We start from the raw sequence: 13,259 nt of genomic DNA, 5'->3' as shown, positions 1-13,259 counted from the left end.
TTTATCTCCCCTATTTCTTCAAATTTTCTAATAAACTAAACATACTTGTTGGATACTTCCCTGTGAAACATGCCATACATATATTTTTCCCTAATCCTTCTAACATCCCTTCGTGTGATAAAAATGCTAGTGAATCTGCTCCAATATATTCTCCTAACTCTTTTGGTGACATTCTTGTACTTATAAGTTCATTATACGTCGATGTATCTACTCCATAGAAGCATGGACTTATAATTGGTGATGAAGCTATTCTCATGTGAACCTCTTTCGCACCAGCTTCTTTTAATAGTTTTATTATATGTCTTGATGTCGTTCCTCTAACAATAGAATCATCTACTAAAACAACTCTCTTACCTTTTACTACAGCTTCCATAGCGGAAAGTTTCATCTTAACTCCACGCTCTCTTTGATGCTGATTCGGTTTTATAAACGTTCTACCTACGTATCTATTTTTTACAAGCCCCATCTCATAAGGAATACCTGAGTAATCCGAATATCCCATAGCTGAAGAAAGTGATGAGTCAGGAACTCCTATAACGATATCCGCTTCTACTGGACTCTCTTTTGCTAATATGTTTCCACAACTTCTTCTGCTTGTATGTACATTTAAGCCATTGATACTACTATCTGGTCTTGAGAAATATATATACTCCATCGAACACATCTTATCTTGTGTACAATCAGTGTATTGAGAAGATTCTATTGAATCTCTTGACACTTTTAGAACTTCCCCTGGATTTAATCCTCTTATATACTCTGCTCCAACAATTTCAAAAGCCGAGCTTTCAGAACTAAAAACGTATCCACCTTCTAATTTCCCCATAGATAATGGTCTAAATCCATTTTTATCTCTAATCACATATAGATTTTCACTATTCATTATAAGAAATGAAAATGCTCCCTCTAATTTAGGTAAAGCTTTCAGTATTTTCTCGTGGAAATCCCCGACTTCTCTTTGAATAAGATGCCCAATTATTTCACTGTCTGAAGTTGTATGGAATATACTTCCCATAGCTTCTAGTTGCATTTTTAACTCTTTTGCATTAACTATATTCCCATTATGTGCAATAACAAAATCTCCAGTATGAGAACGAACAAGTATCGGTTGAACATTTTCTATTCCCCCTCCTCCAGTAGTCGCATATCTAACATGCCCTATAGCCATATCTCCTGGTAATTTAGCTATTCTTTCACTGTTAAAAACTTCAGTTACTAATCCTTCACCTTTTTCTCTAATTATACTTGTTCCGTCAGAGGAAGCTATTCCAGCTCCCTCCTGACCTCTATGTTGTAATGAGTGTAATCCGTAGTATGTTAACTGTGCTGCATCCTCTACATTAAATACTCCAAATACTCCACACTCTTCATTTATTTTCCCACTTAAAAAATACTCGATCTCTTTTATCATTTTTACCCCACTATTTTATTTAGTCTTGCTAAAACTTCTTGATAAGCCTCTTCTACATCTCCTAAATCTCTTCTAAATCTATCCTTATCCAATTTTTTTCTAGTTTCTTTATCCCAAAGTCTGCAACAATCTGGAGAAATTTCATCAGCTAAAATTACATTTCCTTCAGAATCTCTTCCAAATTCAATTTTAAAATCAACCAATTCAATTCCAATTTTACTGAATAAATCTTTTAAAAGTTCGTTTATTTTTTTAGTTTGAGAATAGATTGACTCTAACTCAGACTTTGTTGCAAGTCCAAGAGCCATAGCATGATAATCATTTATCATCGGATCCCCTAACTCATCTTTTTTATAGCAAATCTCAAATATTGGAGAATCTAAAACTAACCCCTCTTCCATTTTAAACAGTTTTGCTGTTGATCCAGCTAATGTATTTCTTACAATTACTTCTAAAGGTACGATATCTACCTTTTTACAAAGTTGAGCTCTTTCTGATAAGTTTTCTATTAAATGAGTTTCTACTCCATTCTTTTTTAAATAGTCATATATTATTGTTGTTATTTGACTGTTTAATATCCCTTTATTGTGTATTTGACCTTTCTTTAAATTATTAAAAGCTGTTGCATCGTCCTTATAATAAATAATAACTTCGTTAGGATTTTCTGTTCTATAAACTTTTTTTGCTTTTCCTTCATATAACTTATTTGCTTCTACTAATAACATCTGGTCACTCTCCCACTTTAAATATTTATTTTTTTAATTTTTTATTTTTTAAAATAGTTAACTCCGTTGCTAAATAAATCCTGCATTTTATTTCCCGCTATATTTTTTAATAATCCATCTTCATATCTCTCTGAATGTCCCATCTTCCCTAAAATTTTTCCACACTTAGATACAATTCCCTCTATTGCATATGTAGAACCATTCAAATTGTACTCTTTATCCATTGTTACATTTCCATCTTCATCACAATACTGAGTGATTACCTGCCCATTGTTAAACAACTCTTCTGCGAACTCTTTCGTAACTACAAATTTCCCCTCTCCATGCGATACAGGTATCTTGTGAGTCTCTCCTACTGTGAATGAACTCATCCAAGGAGAGTTATTTGAAACTATTTTTGTACTTACAACTCTTGATATATGTCTATTAATATTATTTCTAAATAATGTTGGTGAATTTGAATTTACGCTATCAACATCTCCATAAGGTAATAGTCCTGATTTTATTAAAGCTTGGAATCCATTACAAATACCTAATACCAATCCATCATTATCTAAAAACTGTTTCATACTTTCTTTTATTTTGGGATTTTGAAGTATATTTGCAATAAACTTTCCAGAACCATCTGGCTCATCTCCAGCACTAAATCCACCCGGTATCATGAAGATTTGAGCTGATTTCATTTTTTCAGAAAGTGTTTCTATACTCTCTTTTATTTCATTAACTCCTAAATTGTTAAATACGTATATCTCTACTTCTGCTCCAGCTCTTTCAAAAGCTTTCTTTGTATCATATTCACAATTTGTTCCCGGGAAAACTGTTACTAAAACTTTTGGTTTATCATATAACTTTTTAGCTTTAAAATTACTTTCAGTTTTAAACTCTTTCTCCATTACATCACCAGAATTTTCTGCATTATATGGATATATTTTTTCATATCTCTTTTCCCAAGCTGATATTAAACTATCTATACAGAACTTTTCTCCTGCTAGCTCTACAGATCTCTCTTCTATCGTATTTCCTATACAAATTCCAAATTCTAATTTCTCATTAGATTCAACAATTATATCCCCAGGCATTAATCCGAACAAATCTTCTACTGTTTCAATTTTTGCTCCGACTTTATTTCCAAAACTCATCTTGATAACTGCTTCCGCTATTCCAGCAAATTTTATTGTTGACGCTGCTACAATTTTCCCGGCTTTTATGGCCGTTTCAATTAAATCAAAGTTTTCTTTTATCTTAGCGAAGTTTGGAACCTCTCCAGCTAATCTTTCACTTTTTATTAAGTAAATCTCATTTCCTGATTTTTTGAATTCCGAAGAGATTATATTTTTTACATCCTCAGTTGTTACTGCAAATGATATTAACGTTGGAGGTACATCTAAATCTTTAAATGTTCCACTCATACTGTCTTTTCCTCCAATAGCTGGAGTTTCAAATTCTAATTGAGCTTCAATTCCACCTAATAAAGCTGAGAATGGTTTTCCCCATCTAGTAGAATCTTTACCTAATCTTTCAAAATACTCTTGGAATGAAAGTCTCGCTTTTTTATAGCTTCCTCCCATCGCAACTATTCTTGCTAGTGACTCTATCACAGCATACTGAGCTCCTAAGTATGGTGAGTACTCTGATACTAGTGGATTATATCCATAAGTCATTATAGAACAAGTATTTGTAACTCCTTCTGTTGGAAGTTTTTGAACACTTCCTTCTGACTCTGTCAATTGGTACTTTCCTCCATAAGGCATTAAAACTGTGCTTCTTCCTATTGAAGCATCAAACATCTCAACCATACCCCTTTGAGAAGATACATTCATATCATCTAACACTTTTGCAACTTTATCTTTTATATCTGTAACTTTCTCAGATAAGAATGGATTTTCTTTAGAAGATAAAACTACTTTTACATCTTGACTTTGTCTTACACCATTTGTATCTAAAAACTCTCTAGATAAATCTACAAGTGTTTCATTTTTATATTTAACTACTAATCTTTCCTCTTCTGTCACTACTGCTACTAATGCTGATTCTAGGTTTTCAGCTTTAACTAACTCTTGGAATCTTTGGGCATCTTTTGCTTCTACTACAACTGCCATTCTTTCTTGAGATTCTGATATTGCTAACTCAGTTCCATTTAATCCTAAATATTTAACAGGTACTGTATCTAGATTGATCTCTACACCTCTTGCAATCTCTCCTATGGCAACACTAACTCCACCCGCTCCGAAATCATTTGATTTTTTTATCATTTTTGTAACTTCTGGATTTCTAAATAGCCTTTGGATTCTTCTTTCTACAGGAGCATTTCCTTTTTGAACCTCAGATGAACATTTAGTTAATGATGTTTCATTATGTTCTTTTGATGATCCTGTCGCTCCTCCAACTCCATCTCTACCTGTTTTTCCTCCAAGTAAAATAACTATATCTCCTGGTACTGGGCTCTCTCTTCTTACATACTCTTTTTTTACAGCTCCAACTACAGCTCCAACTTCCATTCTTTTAGCTTTATATCCATTGTGATAAATCTCTTTTACGAATGTTGTTGTAAGTCCAATTTGGTTTCCATATGATGAGTATCCGTGTGCGGCACCTTTAGATATTTTTTCTTGAGGTAGTTTGTTGGCTAATGTATTTTCAACTCCCTCAGTTATATCTCCAGCTCCTGTTATTCTCATTGCTTGATAAACATAAGCTCTTCCTGATAATGGATCTCTAATAGCTCCTCCCACACAAGTACTTGCTCCTCCGAAAGGTTCTATCTCTGTTGGATGATTATGAGTTTCATTTTTAAACATCAGTAACCATTTTTCTGTTACTCCATCGACATCCACATCAACTTCTACACTACAAGCATTTATCTCTTCTGATTCTTCTAAGTCATCTAGCTTTCCAGCTTTTTTTAGATATCTTCCTCCGATAGTTGCCATATCCATAAGAGTTACTGGTTTTGATTCTCTTCCTAACTCTTTTCTTAAATTCAGATATCCTTCAAATGCTTTTTGAATATTTTCAGTCAGTTCCCCACACTCTACCTTCACATCTTTTAAATAAGTTTCAAAAGTTGTATGTCTACAGTGATCTGACCAGTAAGTATCTAAAACTTTAATCTCTGTTTCTTTTGGATCTCTTTTCTCCTCATTTTTAAAGTAGTTTTGAATATGTTGTAAATCTTCTATTGTCATTGCTAATCCATGTTCATTTAAAAAAGCTTCTAACTCTTCTACAGTTTTATTTATAAATCCGTTATAAGTTGGAACTGGATCAATATCTATATTCTCTTCTAATAATAGAGTATTTAAATCTTTTTCTCTCGTTTCAATTGGATTTATTAGATACTCTCTAACTTTTTCAAAGTTTTTTATCTCACCATGAAACACTAACAATCTTCCACTTTTGATTGAAACTCCAGCTTTGTTGTTTAAAAGCATTAAACATTGCTCTGCTGAATCAGCTCTTTGATCATACTGTCCTGGTAAAAACTCTGTTGCTAAATATTTTTTTCCATCTAATTGAACCTCTTCATATACATCATCTGTCACAGGTTCTGATAAAACTTTATTTTTTAAAAGTTCTAAATCCTCCTCTGTACAGTTAAAAATGTCATAAACATTATATAAATCAATTTTGTCGATATTTGATTCTTTCAAATTCTCCAAAAGTTCGTTCTTAACTCCTAAACTCTCTACTTGAAACCCCTCTTTTTTCTTAACAAATACTCTTTTATTCATTGATCCTCCCTAAAATGAATTAGCTTTCTCTATTAATTTTTCAACATTTTCTCCACAATAATTTATATGTCCCATTTTTCTATCTTGCTTCCACTCTGTCTTTCCATAGATATGAAGCTTTGTTTCTGTATCTAATAATATTTTATCTACTTTTTCTCTATCTTCTCCCATTATATTCAGCATCACAACAGGTGTTAACAGTTTTATATCTGGTAATTTTTCACCTAAAACCCCTAATAGGTGAACATCAAATTGTGAATAGTTACAAGCATCCATGGTGTAGTGAGCACTATTATGTGGTCTAGGAGCCATCTCATTGAAATATATCTCATCACCCTTTATGAAATATTCAATTCCTAATGGTCCGTATATATCTAACTTTTCAACAATTTGCTTAGAAAGATTTTGTATCTCTTTTTGAATATTTTCTGATATTCTTGCAGGAACTATTGTTTTATTTAGAATTCCATTTTTATGTATATTTTCCCCTATTGGAAATGTAACTACATCTCCATTTACTCCCCTAACAACTAAACATGAAACTTCTATTTCGAAGTCTATCATTTTTTCTAAAATATACTCTATATTTTTCCATTCGACATTGTTAAAGTCGTCCTCTTTTACAATTTTCCATTGTCCTTTTCCGTCATATCCCCCTGAACAAGTTTTCAAAATACAAGGAGCTCCTATTTTTATAAAAGCCTCTTTTGCTGTTTTCAAATCCTTTACTTCTAGAAAGTCTGCTGTTCTAACGCCGATTTCGTTAACTGCTGACTTCTCTCTGATTCTATGCTGACTTAGATATAATGGTTTTTCTCCTTGAGGAACATTTCCACCATTTTTCTTTAAGAACTTTATAACTTCACTCGGAACATTCTCAAACTCATAAGTTATTACATCCGCTTCTTTACAAAGTTTTTTTAAAGCTACTTCATCATTGTACTCAGCAACAATATGCTCATCTGCTCCAAATCTTCCACAAGAATCAGAATTAGGATCTAGTATTATTGTTTCATAACCCATTTTTTTTCCAGAGTCACAAAGCATCTTAGCTAGTTGTCCCCCTCCTAAAATTCCTACTGTTCTAGATTTTTTCATTCAGAATCATCCTTTCCACATTTTCTCTATAACTTGTTAGTTTTTTTGCCAGTTCATTATCTTTTATTGCTAATATTTTAACTGCTAATAATCCTGCATTTTTAGCTCCTCCAATTGCTACTGTTGCTACTGGAACTCCCCCTGGCATCTGAACTATCGACAATAATGAATCCATTCCTTTTAACGTTTTACTTTCAATAGGTACCCCAATAACTGGTAAATCTGTTAAGCTTGCAACCATTCCAGGAAGATGTGCTGCTCCTCCGGCTCCCGCAACAATTACCTCTATCCCTCTACTTTTAGCTTCTTTAGCATAAGTATACATCAACTCTGGAGTTCTATGAGCTGATACTATTTTCACTTCATGTTCAACTCCAAACTCTTTCAATATGTTTACACATTCGTTCATTGTTGGTAAGTCTGATTTACTTCCCATTATTACACCTATCTTCACTCTTTTTCCTCCCTAAAGTTTAAAAAATAAAAAACGCACATTACTAAAAAGGTTACAACTATCCCTTTTCAATAATCTGCGTTTTTACACACTTATTCCATTTATCTTGCTTTATATTTTTTATGTCTTTCTGTTTCTGATTTCTCTTTAATCTTAACACCTGACCGACTCCCCTTATCTTATTTTGGGGTCAACAAAAAAAGTCCATAAAAAAAGGAAACTACAATGTAATTTCCTACAAGATTGAGTTTTAAATATATTAAAAAAAACATATATCAAAAATCTATCCTTGTAGTCCGCCAATTTACGGTGGCAGGTAGAGACTCGTTGACCTTATTTCAACTATTATACAAGCTTTAATTTATTTTTGTTTTTTAATACTTTTCCTGATTTAATACTAACACACTGTTCGATTTTTTTCAACTATTATTTTTAAAACAAAAAAGGTTCTCTGACTTTTACCTCAGAGAACCTTTAATTTTATTATGCTTTCTTATTAAAAAATTTTCTTCTAATTCCTTCTATGAAGTCTTCAACACTAATGTATAAAACTGGAATTACAACCAATGTTAAAATTGTTGAGAATGATAATCCGAAGATAACAGCTATTGACATTCCTGAATATAGCTCTGCTCCCTCTCCAAATCCTAAAGCAAGTGGAATCATTCCACAAACTGTAGTCATTGTCGTCATCAAAATTGGTCTAAGTCTTGTTTTACAAGACTCTCTAACAGCGTCATTTAACTCATATCCTCTTTCTCTTAGAATCTTAATAAAGTCAATCAGTACTATCGCATTATTAACAACGGTACCTGCTAGCATTATTATTCCTATCATAACCATCATATCAAATGGAGAGTTTGTCAGCAGTAATCCACCATAAACTCCTATCATTGCTAATGGTACTGAAGCTAGAATGATTCCTGGTAATAAGAAGTTTTCAAATTGTGATGCTAGAATAGCATATATTAAGAATATTGATATTCCTAGAGCCATTCCCATCTGTACAATTGCTTCGTTAAACATTTGAGACATTCCACCCCAAGAGTAAGAAACTCCTTTTGGAGGATTTGTACTTTCAAATGCAGCTACTACTTCACTTTGAACCTTACTTAATCCTATTCCACCATCATTTGCTGATACTGAAACATAGAATATCTTATCTGTTTTTGTAATCTCTGATGCTCCCTCTGCCATTACAACATCAGCTACATCTGAAACTTTTATAAATTTACCATCAGCACTTCTAACATTAAGCTCTTCTAATGTTGAAACTTTAGTTCTAGCATCTTTTGGTAATCTTATTAATACATCTATCTCTTCTGTTCCTGTTTTAACAGATAATGTTTGTCCTGTTGATCTATTTCCACCTAAGAACGAATAACTTATCGTTCTACCTATATCAAATGGACTAATTCCATAAGCTCTTAACTTATCTCTATTTAAAACAACTCTTGCTTCTACATTTCCAGCTTCTATACTAGATGTAATATCTATTATTCCTGGATTTGTACTTATTTTCTCTTGAACTTGTCTAGCTATATTCTCAGCTATATCAAGTGAATCTGAAGATATTCTAAATTCAACATCTCTATCTCCACTTCCTGATTGATAATCATCTTTTAAGTTAAATTTAATTCCAGGAATCTTAGCTAACTCTGGTCTAAGACTTTCCATAACTGTAAAGATACTAACATCTCTATCTGTTTTAGGTCCTATATCAACGTTTATTATTCCTGTACCTGTTTTTACTAAAGATATATATGTTTTTGTTAAGCTATTATTTTTTACAATCTCTACAGCTTGCTCTGTTATCTCTTCAGCTCTTTCAACTGACAATCCCTTTTCAAGTTCTAATACAACAGCGTATCTTCCATAATCTTGCTTTGGAATAAACTCTGTTCTAGTAAACATAGGACCTACTATCATCATTCCTATAAATGTTAAAAATGCTAGTGCAACTGTTTTCTTTCTATTTGAAATAGCCCATTCTATTATTTTTTCATAAGTTGATTTTACTTTTCCAAATACTTTACCCTCTTTTGTTATATCTACATCAGCTTTTAAGAATCTACTTGCTACCATTGGCATTAAAGTTAACGACACTATTAAAGCTGCAACGTTTGAGAATATAATTGATAATGACATATCTCTAAATATCTCTCTTGCAATACCCGGTATAAATAATACTGGAATAAATACAACCATCGTTGTTAAAGCTGAAGCTAATATTGCAACTGCAACTTCTGAAGCTCCATCCTCTGAGGCTTCCATAACTGGTTTTTTTAATTCTGTTATATGTCTATAGATATTATCTATAACAACAACCGAGTTATCCGTAAGCATTCCAACTCCAATAGATAATCCCATTAAAGATATAACGTTTATAGTTACACCTAAAAGTGATAGGAAAGCAAAGGTAAATATAATTGCAATTGGTAATGCTAATGAAATTAGCATTGTTGCTCTAATATTTTTTAAGAATACAAGTAATACTATTGTTGCAAGAACTAATCCTGTAACAGCATTTCCTTTTACTCCTGAAATTGAAGAGTTAATATTTTCTGAGTAATCCATTACTGTATTTACTTCTACACCATTTGGGAAATATGGCTTCATCTCTTCTAAAGCTATCTTAGCATTATCTGTTATTGATAATATATTTCCATCTGTTGATTTTTCAATAACAATCATTACAGATTCTTTTCCATTTAATTTTGCTATTTCACTTTGATCCTCTGTTGTTAAAACAACATCTGCTAAATCTTTTAATCTTAAAGTTTTTCCATTACTTCTTATAATCATATTCTCAAATTCATCTAAGTAATTAAACTCTCCCATAAATCTAGCAACAACATCTTTTCCACCAGTTTTAATAACTCCTAATGGAACATTTACAGAAGATGTTTTTATTAAATCATACAACTCGTTTGGAGTTAAATTATATGATGACAATCTATCTGTATCAAACTGGATCTGAATCTGCTTATCAGGCGATCCTAATGTATCAACACTTCCAACTCCTCCAATTCTTTCAAATCTTGGAGTCATGAATTCATTGATAAAAGTTGTAAGTTCTAAGAAGTTTGGTCCAGAAACATTAAGCATCATAGCAGTGTTTCCAGAACCTGCTAGTTTCTTTTGAGTAACTGGTTTTGAAGCGTCATCTGGTAACTCTCCAGATATAGCATCAATCTCTCTTTGAACGTCTCCCCTTTTTAAATCTATATTTACACCATAATCAAACTCTATACTTACAGTCGATCTCTCAAATGAAGATGTTGAAGTAATCTTTTTTATTCCATCAACACCAGATAGTGAATCCTCTATTTTTTTTGTAATCTGACTGTTTATATCATCTGGAACAGCTCCATTCCAAGTTGTACTAACAATAACCATCGGAATATTCATATTAGGAAGCAGTTCAGATTTCATTGATAGCATTGAAACAATCCCTAAGAATACCATCGAGACCATTACCATTACTGTTGCAACGGGTCTACGTATAGCAATACCTGCTAATGACATATATTTTTCACCTCTTCAATTTCTATTTTGTTTCGTTATTTATTGTAACTTCGTCTCCATCAGCTAATCCAAATATACCATCAGCTACAATTAAATCTCCAACCTGTAACTCATTTGATATAACTTCAATATTTGGTTTTACAGTAGCTCCTGTTTTAACCTCAACTCTTTTTACTTTTCCATTCTCTATTTTATAAACATAACTTAATAAATCTCTTATGAATACAGATTCTTGTGGAACAACTAAACTTTCTCTTTTCTCAGTTGGTATAACCACCTTTGTATACATACCATCTTTTAGTTGTTTTGATTTATTATCAACTGATAATTTTACTGGGAATTTCTTTGTTTCAGCATCCGCTATTGGATTGATTGATTTTATTTTCCCTTCAAACTCTTTTCCACCTAAATCAGATACCATTAAAGTTACTGGTGACCCCTCTTTTACACTGTTTAACCAGTATCCTGGGAAGTCCACAGTTATCTCCATCATATCCTCATCTACAACTGTAAATACTGTTGAATTTGCTTCTACAATATTTCCTGATTTAAGATTTAAATTTCCTACTAATCCTGTTATCTCTGACTTTCTTGTTAATTTATCAAAGTTAGATTCTTTTGATGCGTAATCTGCTACTGCATTTGTATACGCATCTCTATAACTTAAAAATTCAAGTTGAGATACCATTTGCTTTTCATAAAGTTTATTAAACTTTTCGTAGTTATTTTTAGTTGATTGTAAGTTAAATTTAGCTGCTTCAAAGCTTGATTGAACTTTAGCATCTGTAAATCTTACTATAACCTCACCTTTTTTAACAAAATCTCCATTTTTCTTTAATACAACTGCTACAGTTCCTTGAGTATCTAATGTGTGATTAACTTTCTCTTGAGGCACTAAGCTTCCATCTGTTGTATAAACATCTGCTACTTCTTGCTTAACTATTTCTGATACTACTACTGGTTTTTTTACTTTTTCTACTACTGCTTCTTCTTTTTTCCCACATGCAGTAACTAACATTGCTGCTGCTGATAATATGAATAATCCCTTCTTCATTTTTCCTCCTAATATTAAATAAGTGATGATCTGTATTTTTCAAACGCTACATAATAATTTAATACTGCTGAGTTATAATCTACAGCTGCTTGTCTATATTGACTCTCTGATAATAAGTAATCTACAGTTGAGATCAATCCTGCATTGTATCTTTCAGTATCTATATTAAAGTTCTCTGTTGCTGCCTCTAAAGCCTTGTTTCTTGAATTTTTTAACTGTTGTAAACGTATTAACTCTCTATAGTTCTTTGTAACTGTTAATTTTATATTATCAGTTGTCAATTCTGCATTTAAAGATTCTATACTTTCATTGTTTTTTGCTACACTATACTGGTCGATTGTGCTTCCAAATGAGAATACATCCCACTTCACACTAACTCCACCTCTCCATTCTGCATTATCAAAACTATTGTCAAAATGGTGACTCTCTTTTGATGTTCCGTATGTTGCAAACGCGTCTACTTGTGGTAGTAAACTTGATCTCGCAACAATCTTTTCCGCTGCTGCATAATCAACTTTATTTACCGCTAACTTCGCTGATAAACTATTGTTTAAAGCTACATCTAAATCTTTATCAAACTCTATTCCTGCTGTTAGATTTTCTGGAACTATAAAGTCTTTTAAAACTATATCTTCATTTATTGGAATCATCAGTTTTAATTTTAAATCTTTTTTAGCTATATCTAAATTTGTTTTTGTTCCTGTTATCTGAGATTCTAACTCTAAAATAGAGTACTCTGTTTTTAATAAATCAGCTTTTGTTATCAATCTTAAATCTAACTGCTCTTTTTGCTTTAGCTGTCTAGCTTCTAACTCTTTCATAGACGACTCTAAAACTGTTAAATCTTTTTCATAATTGATTATACTGCTGTATATTGAAATTATATCTAATCTTACATCTCTTTTCTCTGATAACAAGTAGATATTTGCCATATTCTTTGAAGCTTCCGCTCCTATTATTCCACCTGTTATAGCACCTCCTCTAAATAGAGGTTGATACAAACCTATTGTTTGAGTATAACCACTTTTCACCTCTAGACTATCTGTATCTTGTCTTGTTTTTCTCTCATGCTCGGCTCTTTGGTATTGACCGTTATATGTCACAATTGGCAGTGCCGCTTTAAATGCTCTTTTTACATTTAAATTTGCATTCTCCTTAGATAACTCTGTCGCTTTTATTGACTTTCCATTCTCTAAAGCTAAATCGATTGCACTCTCTAACGTCAACTCTCTAGAAAAGGCTGCTGTCGAAAGTAATACCA

8 protein-coding genes and 1 riboswitch are annotated in these 13,259 nt (G+C 32.2%); all 8 genes read right to left on the bottom strand.

Annotated elements, in window-relative coordinates:
* Positions 1 to 10: 10 nt before the first annotated feature.
* Positions 11 to 1,408, bottom strand: a complete 1,398-nt coding sequence (purF, locus tag Q0O83_RS10225) for an amidophosphoribosyltransferase (RefSeq protein WP_294096784.1) — start codon at positions 1,406 to 1,408, stop codon at positions 11 to 13.
* Between the two features lie 2 nt (positions 1,409 to 1,410).
* On the bottom strand, positions 1,411 to 2,133 hold the full coding sequence (gene purC, locus Q0O83_RS10220; protein ID WP_294096783.1) for a phosphoribosylaminoimidazolesuccinocarboxamide synthase: 723 nt from the start codon (positions 2,131 to 2,133) through the stop codon (positions 1,411 to 1,413).
* 41 nt (positions 2,134 to 2,174) lie between these two features.
* The gene (locus tag Q0O83_RS10215; RefSeq protein ID WP_294096782.1) at positions 2,175 to 5,864 is read right to left on the bottom strand and encodes a phosphoribosylformylglycinamidine synthase; all 3,690 of its coding nucleotides are present in this window, start codon (positions 5,862 to 5,864) and stop codon (positions 2,175 to 2,177) included.
* 9 nt (positions 5,865 to 5,873) lie between these two features.
* Positions 5,874 to 6,962 (bottom strand): 5-(carboxyamino)imidazole ribonucleotide synthase, encoded by a 1,089-nt coding sequence (purK, locus tag Q0O83_RS10210; RefSeq protein ID WP_294096779.1) that lies wholly within the window; start codon positions 6,960 to 6,962, stop codon positions 5,874 to 5,876.
* Positions 6,949 to 7,416 (bottom strand): 5-(carboxyamino)imidazole ribonucleotide mutase, encoded by a 468-nt coding sequence (purE, locus tag Q0O83_RS10205; protein WP_294096777.1) that lies wholly within the window; start codon positions 7,414 to 7,416, stop codon positions 6,949 to 6,951. Before purE ends, purK begins: the two co-directional genes overlap by 14 nt.
* Before the next feature lie 272 nt (positions 7,417 to 7,688).
* A riboswitch (purine riboswitch) is annotated at positions 7,689 to 7,789 on the bottom strand.
* A gap of 110 nt (positions 7,790 to 7,899) precedes the next feature.
* Complete coding sequence (locus Q0O83_RS10200) at positions 7,900 to 10,944, bottom strand: efflux RND transporter permease subunit (RefSeq protein ID WP_294096775.1); 3,045 nt, start codon at positions 10,942 to 10,944, stop codon at positions 7,900 to 7,902.
* Positions 10,945 to 10,966: 22 nt separating this feature from the next.
* Positions 10,967 to 11,998 (bottom strand): efflux RND transporter periplasmic adaptor subunit, encoded by a 1,032-nt coding sequence (locus Q0O83_RS10195; RefSeq protein ID WP_294096773.1) that lies wholly within the window; start codon positions 11,996 to 11,998, stop codon positions 10,967 to 10,969.
* Between the two features lie 14 nt (positions 11,999 to 12,012).
* Positions 12,013 to 13,259: TolC family protein (locus tag Q0O83_RS10190; RefSeq protein ID WP_294096771.1), on the bottom strand; the 1,247-nt coding region annotated here is incomplete at its 5' end.

This window comes from uncultured Cetobacterium sp. (assembly GCF_945952365.1).
Taxonomy (GTDB): domain Bacteria; phylum Fusobacteriota; class Fusobacteriia; order Fusobacteriales; family Fusobacteriaceae; genus Cetobacterium_A.
The sequence above is the reverse complement of the archived record's forward strand: the minus strand, read 5'-3'. Positions and strand labels throughout refer to the sequence as shown.